This window comes from Bartonella grahamii subsp. shimonis (assembly GCF_036327415.1).
Lineage (GTDB): Bacteria > Pseudomonadota > Alphaproteobacteria > Rhizobiales > Rhizobiaceae > Bartonella > Bartonella shimonis.
Window position 1 is genome coordinate 1,837,242 of record NZ_CP123961.1, and the last position, 14,147, is coordinate 1,851,388.

Genomic DNA, 14,147 nt, shown 5'->3' on the forward strand with positions numbered 1-14,147 from the left:
TCACCAACTGTTGTATAAAAAATCACATCACTGGCTTTCATATAAAAAACCAGTGATGTGGTAAAGGTAATCTTCCTCAGATAGTAATTCGTCTTCGTAAACCTCTATCTGTCCGCGTGCAGAAATACGCGCTGTATGTACCGTCTGACAATCTCCTGATACCAATGGATGCCACCAATGAAGATCTTTTCCTTCATAAATTAATCTATAAGCACAACTTTCTGGAAGCCAACGCGCTGTTTTAACTGTCGTAATATCTAGCGATAGACAATCTGATACAATTGATTTACGATGAGCATAGTCTCGACACCTGCAGGTTTCCCCATCTAAAAGACGACAAGCAATACTGGTTGCATACAGATCGCCCGTATCATCATCCTCAACTTTGTGGAGACAACAACGACCACAGCCATCACACAAACTCTCCCACTCAGAGAAGGAAAGCTCTTCTAATTTTTTTACTTTCCAAAAGGGAAGTTCTCCACTCATAAACTCAGGCACACCTTTTTAAATTAAAACGAATGATAAAAACAGAAAAAATTAAAAGTTTAATTTCTATAATTTTATCTATTTCTGTTTCTTAAAAAGATTTAACTCAATGTATACTTTAAACCGTTTTCTTAAAATCTATCTGAACAAAAAGAGAATATTCAAAAATAGAGCATATAAATGCACATAATCTATTGAAATATCCCTTTATAAACTGACAAAGAATAAAATAAATGTGCAGCCTAAAATGACAGAATAATTCTGTAAAGAATACACCTTTCTCATCAAAAAGTCCGTATGTTGTAATATAAATTGATTTCTTGAGATATCCCATCTCTTAAGAAATAAACCACTCCAGGCAAGATAATATTTTATCGTTCATTTCTTGAAAGAAAAACTCTCTACTCACTGCTCCATAACCACTTTTTGCTCCATATCTGTTATTTTCAGAAAGAGAAGTACAAAATTCCAAAGCTACGAAAAACATTAAATACCGTAAACTTTCTAGGTTATTAAAAGTCTTCCCATATTTTTTCAAAAAAACATCCAAATACAACGTAACAAACTTCCCCCTTCATTAAGAAGAAAGAAGGAATAATTAAAATGCACCAATTCCTTTATTTAAGAATCAAGAAAACTGCGTAATTTTCGTGAGCGGCTAGGATGCTTCAATTTACGGAGTGCCTTTGCTTCAATCTGACGAATACGCTCTCTTGTAACTGAGAACTGTTGTCCTACTTCTTCTAAGGTATGATCTGTATTCATTCCTATTCCAAAACGCATCCGCAAAACACGTTCTTCTCGTGGTGTTAATGAAGCAAGAACGCGTGTTGTCGTATCACGCAGATTAGCTTGGATAGCAGCATCAATGGGTAATAACGCATTTCTATCCTCAATAAAATCACCTAAGTGGGAATCATCTTCATCACCAACAGGCGTTTCGAGTGAAATAGGTTCTTTTGCAATTTTAAGAACTTTTCGTACCTTTTCTAACGGCATAGAAAGCTTGCTAGATAATTCTTCTGGTGTTGGCTCCCGTCCAATTTCATGGAGAATCTGACGCGAGGTACGAACGATTTTATTAATTGTTTCAATCATATGAACAGGGATACGAATAGTACGAGCCTGATCAGCAATTGAACGTGTAATAGCCTGACGAATCCACCATGTGGCATAAGTTGAAAACTTGTAGCCGCGCCGATATTCAAATTTATCCACAGCCTTCATCAAACCGATATTGCCCTCTTGAATAAGATCAAGAAACTGCAAACCACGATTGGTGTATTTTTTTGCAATTGAAATGACAAGACGCAAATTAGATTCTACCATCTCTTTTTTCGCAATTGTTGATTCGCGTTCACCTTTCTGCACCTGCATAACAATCCGACGAAATTCACCAATCGAAATAGCCGTTTCTTGCGCAAGATTTTGTATCTCACTTCGCAGTTTTTGGATTTCTTTTGCTTCACGTATCGAAAATTCTTTCCAACCAGGTGTAGGCAAAGCAGCAATATAGTTCATCCAATCTGCATCCAATTCACGCCCTTGGTATTCTTTTAAAAAATCCTCATGGCTAATACCATAGCTATTGGCAATCCGTTTCAACTTACCTTCATTATGAATCAATCTCTTATTGATGTCATAAAGCTGTTCAACCAAAGCTTCGATACGATTTTGGTTTAAAGAAAGAGATTTTACTGCTTGAATCAACTCACCCTTTAATTGAATATATTTCTTCTTCTGAGAAGATGTCAGGGCCCCCTCTTTACGCTCTGCCAAACTGCTCTCAACATGCTGATCTTGTAATTTTCGTAATTTCACATAGGTTTGAGCAATAAAATCCAATGTTTCCATAACTTGAGGACAAAGTTCATTTTCCATTGCAGCAAGCGATAAGTTAACATCGTCTTCGTCTTCTTCATCATCGTCTTCAATGTTTCTCTCTCCCGCGCTCTCCCCCATATTACGTATACCAGAAGACATTTTTTCTTCTTCTGTCTTATTAACTTCACTTCGCTCAATAACAGGAGCCTGCTTTGCTTCTGGACCAGCATAAGTCGTTTCAAGATCAATAATTTCACGAAGAAGAATACGCTGTTCTTTTAACTCGTCACGCCAGATAATAAGAGCCTGAAAAGTCAAAGGACTCTCACAAAGTCCCGCAATCATTGTCTCACGTCCTGCTTCAATACGCTTAGCAATGGCAATTTCGCCTTCCCGCGAAAGAAGCTCAACAGCTCCCATCTCACGCAAATACATACGCACCGGATCATCCGTACGATCTGTTACTTCGCGTTTATTCGTTGTCGTTGCAATTGCGTGGCTAGAGGCTTCTACTAAATCACCACCCTCTACCGTAACCTCTTCTTCATAATTTTCAGACTCAACTTCATCCTCATCATCCACAACATTAACCCCCATCTCAGAGAACATCGCCAAGATATCTTCAATTTGTTCGGATGTAACCTCGTCAGAAGGAAGAACTGCATTGAGTTCATCCATTGTTACGTAACCATTTTTTTTGGCAAGTTTAATCATTTTCTTGATGGCATCATCAGAAAAATCAAGAAGAGGACCATCCAAACTCGCTTGGCTTGTTACTTCTGCATTATCTTTCTGTTTAACCTTTGTTGCCATACCATAACTCCACTCGATCACTTCACAGTTTCCATGTGACCAGTTTTTTGTTCTCACTAAAATCTACCGATAGTTTCTCATATATACTTCCTTTTAAGAGATTACTATTGGAAAGAATACATTTCGTATATGCCTTGACATCCAAACAAACTTGACATCCAGACAAAAACGCGGGAAAACTCCAGAAGTTTCCCCGACACCTCTCAGCCCTTCTGAGATAATCTCTGTACCCTATCGTAAGAACCAATTTCCCGCTTTTTCTAAAATTTAATTATCACCTTTATGAAAATGTCACTCCCATAAACTTCCTCATCTAAAATTTAAGTGACTGATTCGCATTAAAAAAGCGAATCATTTTATCGTATCTTGTGTATTCCCGTCTATTTTTTCATCCAGCCAACTTCCAAACCCTTCAATTAACGCTTCTGTTGCCTGCATCTGCTCCAGCTCATTTTTTACCTCACGAAGCAGATCAAAAACCTCACTCTTAGGATTTTCTACAAGTTGCTCTTTAATATCCTGTAATCTCTTATGTAGGTGGTATTCTTGAAGATGCAAGTAGACAGCTTGTTTTAATATCGCACGTGCATCCTCTATAGGGGCTCCACCAAAGATAATACGCATACCAATATTTTGCACAAGATGTTTCATACGCTCTAACAGAGCTTTTTGCCCTCTTTTTTCTAAGAACGCAACCATCGTCTCCTTATCATGAAGCTGTTGATTCCCAAGAATTTCCAACATAGCTTGATGAAAGCACATCAATTGAGTATTTTTTAATTCTAATTCAGAAAGAAATTCAAAATTTTCATACCACAACTCAGGATAGTAAGCTAAAGTGAGTAAAATTACTGCTTCGCGCAAAGGAATAGATTGCGAAGAATTTCGTACTATTTCAGAATTTGCTAACAGAGAAAAGGATTGATCTTTAAAGATCCTATTTGGTGAAGATTGATCATATCGCCCTTCCCCCTTTTTTTTCGAAAAAGAGGGACGAAAAAAATCAAAAAGGCGTTTTTTTACATCTTGCAAATAATAACGACGGACATCTTCATCCTTAATTGTAAAAATTTGTTGTTTTAGTTGTTTTTCTAGCGCTGCTCGTATCTCTGGAGTTTCAAAATGCTTTCCATAGGTAGCTCGCCACCATAAAAGTTCACTCAAAGGAATTGCTTTTTGCAAAAAAGAAGAAAAAAGTTGTGCTCCACCAGCACAAATAATTTCATCAGGATCTTTTCCTTGTGGCAACAAAACAAAGCGTACACAAACCCCAGCCTTTAAAAGAGGCAACACACGATCAGCAACACGAAAAGCAGCTTTTAAACCAGCATCATCACCATCAAAACACAAAATGGGCTCCTTCCCCATCTGCCATAAAAGCTCAATTTGCGCTTCCGTTAATGCAGTCCCTAAGGGTGCTACAACTCCTTCAAAACCAGCTTTAGTCAATGCAATGACATCCATATACCCCTCAACAACAAGGAGTGAATGAATTTTTTCATCGCCAACAAAGCGACTATTTTTGCGAGCCGCTGCCGCGTTATAAAGTATATTTCCTTTATGAAACAGCACTGTTTCAGGACTGTTGAGATATTTTGCTCGTGTCTCTTTCTCTAATGCACGCCCTCCAAAAGCCACCACACGTCCGCGCAAATCTTCGATAGGAAACATAATGCGATTTCTAAATCGGTCATAAGAATCCGCACTCCCCTCATGCACTGTGAGAAGTCCACATTCTTCCATTTGCTGTATTGAAATGCCCAGTGCACTCAAAGCTTCTTTCAAAGCTGTGCGCCTTACCGGTGCAAAACCAATGCGGAAACGCTCTACGAGATCGGATGTCACACCACGTGCATCCAGATAACGACGTGCTTGCGCACCTCCTCTATCGCGTAAATTATATTGAAAAAAATCTGTAGCAATTTTCATCACATCATAAAGCTCAGCTTTTTCCAGTTGACGTTTATGACTTTGTGAATCCAAAATAGGGAGTTTCATTCCCGCAAAATCAGCCAAGCGCTCTACACTTTCTGAAAAGTGCAATCCATCAAGCTCACACAAAAAGGTAAAAATATCTCCACTTACACCACAACCAAAACAATAGTAGCGCCCTTTATGATCATCACAATGAAAACTTGGCGTTTTTTCACCATGAAATGGACAACAACACCAAAAGTCTCCCCGTGAAGGCTTACTTTTTCGAGGATCAAAATCCACCCGTTGACCAATCACTGTTGAAATTGGGAGTCTAGTACGCAGTTCATTAAGGAAGTCGGGCGGGAAACGCATTATCTCTCACAGAGTTTGAAAATTCTTTTTTGCATATTTAACGACTTTAGAGCATAATTCCAATACTTCCTCTTAAGCAGTTGTAAAATTTAAAACTCTCAACTGCATATAATTTTAGAAATGGAGAGTGGAAAAGTGATCGAATTTATTGTTCAATATCCGTGGTTAGAGGCTATTTCTTGGCTTATTATTCTTACTATAGTTGCCCTTTTAGTCAACTTTCTAGGACGAAAATTACTTATTCACGGCGCAAAAAAACTCTCTTCTTTTCTCCCCCAAAATACAACGATCGATATTAATAATGCTATTCAATACATAGCGGATATCATTTCAGCCTTTATTATTTCAGTTGGTGTTAATTTTATACCAACATTGCCCAATGCATTCAGTACTGTCATCGGTAATGTTGCTAACGCCTTCATTATCTTTTTTGTTGTTCTGACAATTTCTTCCTGTCTCAATGTCATTAACTTCCTCTACGAACAACGACCAACAGCACGGTTAAAACCAATAAAAGGTTATATTCAAATTGCTAAAATTGCACTTTTTGCTGTTGCGACAGTTTTAATGGTCGCTACATTGATTGACCGCTCCCCTCTTATTCTCTTCTCCGGTCTTGGTGCAATGGCCGCGGTTCTCATGTTAATTTTTCAAGATACGCTTCTTTCTCTCGTTGCCGGTATTCAAATTTCATCCACTGATATGGTTCGCGTTGGTGATTGGATTGAAATCCCCAATCTCGGTGCCGATGGTGATGTTATTGAAATTGCCCTACATACTGTTAAAGTTCAAAATTTCGACAACACCATCACCTCTGTTCCTATCCGTAAACTTGTGACTGACCCTTTTAAAAATTGGCGCGGAATGCAAGAATCGGGTGGAAGACGCATCAAACGCTCCCTTTTTATTGATCAATCAAGTATCCATTTTCTCACAGAAGAAGAACAAAAATATCTTTCCCGATTTAATTTATTAGAAAATTATTTCACGCAAAAAGTAGCAGAAATTGATCAATGGAACGCTCAATTAGATAAAAATCATGATGTCTTAGCCAATACGCGCCGTTTAACCAACATTGGAACTTTTCGTGCTTATGTTTTCGCTTATCTACAACAGCATATAAACATCAACCCTAATATGACCTTTATGGCACGGCAATTACCTCCTACAGAAAATGGTTTACCCTTGGAAATTTATTGCTTTACGAACACCACCGTTTGGATAGACTACGAACAAATTCAAGGTGATATTTTTGATCACCTTTATTCCATTCTTCCCTGTTTTGGTCTAAAGGTTTTTCAAAATCCAAGCGGTTATGATTTTAATCAAGTATTAAAAGCAAAAGTGAAATAAAAACGATAAACTTTAATTTATCAATTTTGAGGCAAACATATTCATAACAACAGAGAAAGAATAAAGTATCATGAATGGTTCATTGGTACTCCTTCATCTTGCCGGCGCTATTTCTTTACTTCTCTGGGCCACACGCATGGTGCGCACAGGAATTGAACGCGCCTATGGTGACAGACTTAAATATAAAATGTGCCACGTCATTTCAAAACCATTGTTTGCGGTAAGTTTTGGACTTTTTACAGCAATGATTTTACAAAGCTCTACAGCAATAACACTCCTCGTTGGTTCTTTCGTGGAATCTGGTTTTGTCTCTGGAGTAGCAGGACTTATGGCTGTACGCGGAGGAGAATTAGGATCAGCAATCATCGTTAAAATTCTCACCTATGATCTCACACTTGTTGTACCCCTTTGTCTTTTAATTGGTACTTGTATCTTCATGACAACAGAAAAACGTGAGTGGCGTCAAATAGGGCGTATTTTCATCGGTATTGGTCTTTTGATTTTATCTTTAGAGATGATAAGTACAGCAACAGAACCTTTACGTGAAAGCGAAATTTTGCCTAGCATCATTCGTTATCTTTCAACCGATCCTGTTTCCACTTTTTTGTTGGCTGCTGGCTTAACCTACCTCTTACATTCATCCATTGCAGGAATCATTTTGCTGGTCAATTTTGCCAACTACGATCTGATCCATACACAACTCTGTGTTGTGATGGTTCTTGGTGTCAACTTTGGCTCTTCTCTTATAGCACCACTTTTAACACGCAACGCCTCTCCTAATGCCCGCCTCGTTCCCTTAGGAAACTTACTCATGCGTGGGGCCGGTTCAATCCTTGTACTTATCTTATTTCTCTCCTTTCGCCCTCCCATCACATGGCTTGGCAATAACGCCCCTACTCAAGTGATCAACGCCCACATTATTTTTAATGTTTTCATTCTCCTTGCTGGAATACCGCTTTCAAAATGGGTTTTAAAATTAACCACTCAAATTGTTCATATAAGTGCAAAAAAAATGCAAGCCGATAAAACGCTCAATTTATCGGATCAAACAGCTCTTGATGACAGTGTTCTTGAACGCCCCTCTCTCGCTCTCTCGAATGTCATGCGTGAAGTCATTCATATTTGTGATCTTGTAGACATCATGCTAGAAAAAATCATGGGACTTTATGAAAATCCTGATCCCAATATTATTCGTGAACTCAACCAACTCAACACCATATTGGACAAAAAACATATCGCCATCAAACTTTATCTTGCACGATTAGCGGGACAAAAACTATCTGACGAAGAAGCTCTTCAAACGCAAGAACTTCTAGGCACCTGTATAAAATTAGACCAAGCAGGCGATATCATTATTCATAATATGCTGATGCTGGTTAAAAAGAAACAACAAAAAGGTTTACAGTTCAGCAGCGAGGGTTGGAGTGATCTTCTGCGTTTCCACGCCATTGTACTAGCCAACGCGCATATAGCATTTAACGTTCTCGTCTCACGAGATACACACACTGCACACCTATTGGTACAAAAAAAAGATCAACTACGAAACTTAGAAAAAGAGATGAGTTTAAAACATTTTAAACGTTTGCGTGAAGGGGATCTCAAAAATGTAGAATCATCCAGTCTTCATCTCGACACTGTCCGCGACCTCAAACAAATCAACTCTCTTTTGACCTCAATGATCTACCCCATTTTAGAAGAACAGGGACTTCTTCAAAGTTCCCGCCTACGCAACCCTGCTGAAGCACAAACAGAAAAACCTTAAACTTTTAAAATAACTTGAATAAGAAACACGTCATATCGATTACTCAACTTTGAATATTATCAAGATATTGATTTAATTAAATATTTTATTATTTAACAATTTAAGAGAGCCCTCTTCATCATAAATTTCTTTCATTTAAACCTATTCATGATGAATTACTCAAAGTCATTTGCTTGCATATTACAAACAAACCAGCATGTAGAATAAGTTCTTGAAGAAAGACGTAAAAACACCTAATCATCCTCAAGGAAAAGACTGTTAAACACGTAAAGAGAAGGTCAAGAGTATGATGGTTACAACCTAAACTCGCCTTGTAAAAAGGGGATCACTTCACAGTAGCAGAAAAAATAGAAATACTCTATAAGGAATGTAAAACCTCATAAAAATGCAACGTTTATGTCAAGATTGATAGAGATTCAACCTATACAGCGCTCTACAATGTGTCAACAAAACAGTTTTAATTTCATTTCAAACGTCATTGATATCAATTGGCAAACTCCAAACTTTCAAATATCTATTTTACTTATTGCTTTAATCACAATTGTTTTTTAACTTAAGAGAGATTAAAAAACTATAAATATACTTTATAACTTATTAAAATATTTTCACCAATATTTTATTTTTTATTCACAATTCTCAATTAATTAATTTATTTCTAACTTAGAATGTATTATATATTTATACTTATTAAGTATTATTATATATAATATGTGATACTATTTGAATACACAGGAAAGTAATAAGTAAAATTTCTAACAGAAATATCCTTTCCACTGGGTAAAAAAGGAATAAACCTTGATTTTTACAAAGTTTACTCTAGTTACAATTTAAATTCAGGCAAAGGAGGGTATCATGGAAAATGCAAGTATCGGTTGGATTGCAGCTATTATTATCGGCGGGGTTGCTGGTTGGGCTGCACAGTATATTATGAAAAGCCAAACAGGAATATTATTAAATATTATCTTAGGGATTATTGGCGCTGCGTTAGCAAGTTTTCTTTTTAGTTTTTTAGGTGTAAGTTTTGCTGGTTGGCTTGGCTATCTTATTTCAGGTTTTATAGGAGCCTGTATTCTTATATGGATAGGACAAAAAATTCGATCATAGAGCATTTATTTTTTAAACACCTTTTGGCATTCAATAAAAAACTGGGAAACAACTAGCAGAGTTTGAAATATTTTCCTGTAACTCGTTGTTACCAGTTTTGATATGATAGTGAGATGCTTAAGCTGCGATTTTGGGCACACACCGTCACTATACTTTAAAACGAAATGCAGTAAGGGTCTTTATAACGCACCATTCCATACCTAGATAAGCTCACGCATATCAGGAAAGATATGTTGCGCTATTTTAACGAAATACGAACTTATTTTTGTATCACGTGCACAAATCCAGCTCATCTCACTGTAATAACATCCATACGGTTACAAAAATCATTAACGATGATTAAAGATTCTACCGCATAATACTTAACGCCTATACACTCCATCAACAATACCCTTTTTACCAAAAAACTCGAAGAGCTCTTTTGCATTCTTAATAAATAAAGAGAGAACGTAAATACAAAATGATAAAATAATTTTCTTAGTCTGTAAAATAAAAGAATATCTAAAATAAATATAAAATTTAAATGATGATGTATTATTTTTAATTAACTTTTAATAATAAAATATATAAATAAATTTATTATAAATACATACGAACAATATTAATGCAATCCATTATAAAATGACTACACATTCTATAATATGAAGTAATTTGTTACAATTTAAATAATATAAGCTATTTTAAAGTTTCCCAAAATATATACATTACTATAAACCTCTTGATTATAAAGAATACGATCTCCTTTACATCTCAATTCAAAAGGTTTAAATATCTCTTCACTTTCTAAAGTTTTGTTCCTCTTAAAATTTCCTCTTTATATCATCTTACATAGATGTAATTTTTATCTCTTCCTTATATGCGTTACAAACAAATTTTAAAGCACAAAACATTTTTTCCATTGCTCTCATGCGATAAAGAAAATTCCGGAATGCATTGTGTAAAAGCGCCTTGGACAAAACTTAACACCTTATTTTGCTTTTTTAATGAAAATGATCCTATAGTATATATTTCCCGCATATCTTCTTTTAAAGATCTTTGCTTTCGACTATCCCTTTGATATCTTCTTATTAAAATCTTGCTGCTTTTATACTCCTTGTATTATAACAGAGCTATCTATTTAGTTTACCCAACATAACATATGGAATAAGACTTTAAATGTAGAGTAAAATAATGTCTGATCTTGAAGATTCCATCTTACCACCTCTAAAGTGGTTCTCTGATCAAAACCCTCCAATACCAGAAAACATTCGCAATTGGCTCATGGAATCGGGCTCAATGACGCTTCGATTAAAAAAATATTGTACCTGCCTCAAAATTCAACCACAACGTGAATGTTTTATTACGCGAGATAAATTAACAGAAGAAGCAGAGCATCTTCCTAAAAGTGCGCGTTATTGGCTACGCGAAATCATATTGATGGGAGATAATAAACATTGGCTCCTTGGACGCACTGTAATTCCACAAGAAACCCTCCTACACAATCAAGCTTTGATGCATTTAGGAACGATACCCCTAGGACACTATTTATTTAACAGTGACAAATTAACCCGTGACTACATTCATATTGGTCAACAGGGTGCACTATGGGCGCGCCGTTCCCGTTTGCGGTTAAGGGGTAAGCCATTGTTGCTAACTGAACTATTTCTAACAGATTCACCACTGTACCTCCACAAATAGAGGTTACTCATTTTATGCTGCATAATTTACAGATTTTATATAGCTTATAAGGGATTTAATCAGAGAAAAGAATTTCAAAATCATCTCAAAACACATTACAAACAAAGACTTCTTTTCAAAAGATCTTTTCATTTCATCAACTCAGCTTAAAAATATCTCCCATAGAAAAAATGTTTTAAAGTTCTGATTTTCTTATCATTAAAACTAGCGCTTGAATTAAGAAGATACGCACCATATTGATAAAATCATCTACATTTAAATTTCTTGCGGAATAATCACCACTCTAAAAATATAGCCACTCTTGATCAAAAAATGCTTTGAAACAGCAAAAAAGACAATAACACACTCCCCAAAATCGGAAATCTGTATCAATTAGCTTAATCATCCTATTTAAAATTTTTAACAGTGAAAACAATAAATCTTTTTTAAAATAAAAACTCTATAATCTTTCTGTTTTTAATGATGTAATAGCTTTGAAGAACAGAAAGATATAATATAGAGAAGATATTTTATTGCTCTATGAGCCCCAAAAAAGATTCGTTCACTTCAAAGAATTATTTTTTTGATAATAGCATGTATGTACAAGATAAATGACATTTATCAAAATTCCACTGACGTACAAAGGCTCCCCACAATAGAAAATATTTTCCATTTCCCTTGAATTAATAAGATCTATTGCAATTTTTTACGGAGACTATTGCACACTTTAGAAAAATCCATTTGCCCCGCATACCGTTCCTTAAGCCATGCCATCACCTTACCGATATCGCGTAATTTTTCAGCCTTTGTTTGTGCCAAAGCTTCACAAAGAACCTGTTCTACTTCCATCTCCTTAAGTTGATAGGGAAGAAACTCACGAATAACTTCTATTTCTGCTTGTCCTCTCTCTGCCAATTCCAAGCAACCAGACTCTTTATAGACTCGCATCAACTCTTCACGCTGTTGAAGCATTTTAGTGAAAACAGACTGTATCTGCTGATCATCCACTTCTAGCTTCCCTTGATCATAATAAAGAATATCACGATCCCTAACTGCAGCATTCATTAAACGAAGCGTAGCAAGACGCGCACCATCTTGCGCTTTCAAAGCAGCCCTAAGAGCCCCATCAATCTGATTACGCAACATCAATTTATCCAATTTTGTTCAAGAAAAAAATACCTTTTAACCAATCTTTATCCTTCTTGCAATGGAGGATAAAAAATAATTAAGGACTCGATCTTCGAAAAGCTAAAACAAGACTTTACCTCTTCATAGAATGTACTTATACTGCCTATTTCAAGCGAGACGTTACCAGAATAATATACACAGCATCTGTTAAAGGTATGATTTTTGTGTAAAGTTGATCATTATACTTTTCAGAGAGTAAATTGTGGATACATACTATGATACAAATGACTTCACCCAGCCACCCTTGGAGTATCAAAAAAACTACAGCCCTCTTAGTCTTAGCTGATGGAACCGTTATTGAAGGCAAAGGAGCAGGTGCTACAGGTATTGCTGAAGCTGAAGTGTGTTTTAACACCGCCATCACAGGCTATGAAGAAATCCTCACAGACCCGTCATACACACAACAAATCGTTAATTTTACTTTTCCTCATATAGGAAATGTAGGGGCAAATAGTGAAGATATTGAAGCTCTCACCCCTCTCAATTGTCATGGTGCTGTTGGCGCTATTTTCAAGGCAGACATTACACATCCCTCAAATTATCGTGCCCATGAAAATCTTCATCAATGGCTTAAAACGCGTAAAATTATTGCACTTTGTGGTATTGATACACGTGCGCTCACAATTCTTATTCGTGAAAAAGGTGCGCAAAATGCTGTCATTGCACATAATTCTAATGGAAATTTTGATATTCCTTCTTTAAAGGAACGTGCACAAAAATGGCACGGACTCGTCAATCTTGATCTTACGAAAGACGTGACATCTCAATCATCAATGCAATGGGATGAAAAACCATGGAGTTGGAATAAAGGATACGGTACAAACAATGTACACAATCTTCATATCATTGCGATTGATTATGGTATTAAACGCAATATCCTTCGCCTTATGGCAACACAAAAGGCACGCATTACTGTTGTGCCTGCCCACACAACTGCAAAAGAAATTCTAGCAATGAACCCTGATGGCGTTTTTCTTTCTAATGGACCGGGAGATCCCGCAGCTACGGCTCAATATGCCGTTCCAACAATCAAAGCATTAATTGATCATAATTTACCAATTTTTGGAATATGTCTTGGTCATCAACTTCTCGCTCTTACGGTTGGTGCAAAAACCGTAAAAATGCACCAAGGACATCATGGTGCCAACCACCCAGTTAAAGACCTTAACACTGGAAAAGTTGAGATTGTATCGATGAATCATGGTTTTGCCGTAGATTCTGCCTCTTTACCACAACATGTTCAAGAAACACATATTTCTCTCTTTGATGGTTCAAACTGTGGTATTCGAATCATTGGGAAACCAGTTTTTTCTGTTCAATATCACCCCGAAGCTTCTCCTGGACCACAAGATAGCCACCACCTCTTTCAGCATTTCTATGATCTCATTATGAATTATAAAAAAATATCTTAAAATAAAATGCCTCACCTTCTAGCTTCTCTCCTTTAAATTATATCATCTTTCTACGCAAAAGCTATATTATTTTTATACCTACAACTTATTGAATAAGTATTATTATTTATCATTTTGCAACTCAAATGAGAGCACTGAATAGCTTAAATTTTTCTCATTCCCTTCCTTCTTAGGATTGTATCCATCAAAATCATTGGCCTCCCCCAAGCAGGATAAGGGTGCTGATCCATTTTTTAAAAGAGTAAAGTGCCTAACTA

General features: G+C 36.3%; 9 protein-coding genes. 5 read left to right on the top strand and 4 right to left on the bottom strand.

All coding sequences use genetic code 11. The features are described from left to right. Nucleotides 1-27: 27 nt before the first annotated feature. The 3 genes from QHG57_RS08125 to dnaG form a co-directional block, all read right to left on the bottom strand. Complete coding sequence (locus QHG57_RS08125; protein ID WP_330167876.1) at nucleotides 28-489, bottom strand: YcgN family cysteine cluster protein; 462 nt, start codon at nucleotides 487-489, stop codon at nucleotides 28-30. A 621-nt stretch (nucleotides 490-1,110) separates the two neighbouring features. Beyond that, nucleotides 1,111-3,126, bottom strand: coding sequence for an RNA polymerase sigma factor RpoD (rpoD, locus tag QHG57_RS08130; RefSeq protein WP_330167877.1), 2,016 nt, complete (start codon nucleotides 3,124-3,126; stop codon nucleotides 1,111-1,113). A 351-nt stretch (nucleotides 3,127-3,477) separates the two neighbouring features. After that, complete coding sequence (gene dnaG, locus QHG57_RS08135) at nucleotides 3,478-5,415, bottom strand: DNA primase (RefSeq protein WP_330169072.1); 1,938 nt, start codon at nucleotides 5,413-5,415, stop codon at nucleotides 3,478-3,480. 135 nt (nucleotides 5,416-5,550) lie between these two features. On the opposite strand from dnaG, the gene QHG57_RS08140 reads away from it, so the two are divergent. The 4 genes from QHG57_RS08140 to ubiC all read left to right on the top strand — a co-directional run bounded on the left by QHG57_RS08140 (nucleotide 5,551) and on the right by ubiC (nucleotide 11,311). After that, a complete protein-coding gene (locus QHG57_RS08140; protein ID WP_330167879.1) occupies nucleotides 5,551-6,768 on the top strand; it encodes a mechanosensitive ion channel family protein in 1,218 nt (405 codons plus the stop codon). Between the two features lie 70 nt (nucleotides 6,769-6,838). Next, on the top strand, nucleotides 6,839-8,530 hold the full coding sequence (locus QHG57_RS08145; protein ID WP_330169073.1) for a Na/Pi cotransporter family protein: 1,692 nt from the start codon (nucleotides 6,839-6,841) through the stop codon (nucleotides 8,528-8,530). Nucleotides 8,531-9,382: 852 nt separating this feature from the next. Beyond that, complete coding sequence (locus tag QHG57_RS08150) at nucleotides 9,383-9,634, top strand: GlsB/YeaQ/YmgE family stress response membrane protein (protein WP_330167881.1); 252 nt, start codon at nucleotides 9,383-9,385, stop codon at nucleotides 9,632-9,634. A 1,170-nt stretch (nucleotides 9,635-10,804) separates the two neighbouring features. After that, the gene (gene ubiC, locus QHG57_RS08155; RefSeq protein WP_419196690.1) at nucleotides 10,805-11,311 is read left to right on the top strand and encodes a chorismate lyase; all 507 of its coding nucleotides are present in this window, start codon (nucleotides 10,805-10,807) and stop codon (nucleotides 11,309-11,311) included. 672 nt (nucleotides 11,312-11,983) lie between these two features. Here ubiC and QHG57_RS08160 read toward each other — a convergent pair. Further along, complete coding sequence (locus QHG57_RS08160) at nucleotides 11,984-12,436, bottom strand: GatB/YqeY domain-containing protein (RefSeq protein ID WP_330167882.1); 453 nt, start codon at nucleotides 12,434-12,436, stop codon at nucleotides 11,984-11,986. Nucleotides 12,437-12,693: 257 nt separating this feature from the next. Between QHG57_RS08160 and carA the strand changes: the two genes are divergently transcribed. After that, nucleotides 12,694-13,890 (top strand): glutamine-hydrolyzing carbamoyl-phosphate synthase small subunit, encoded by a 1,197-nt coding sequence (gene carA / locus QHG57_RS08165; protein WP_330167883.1) that lies wholly within the window; start codon nucleotides 12,694-12,696, stop codon nucleotides 13,888-13,890. Nucleotides 13,891-14,147: the final 257 nt, after the last annotated feature.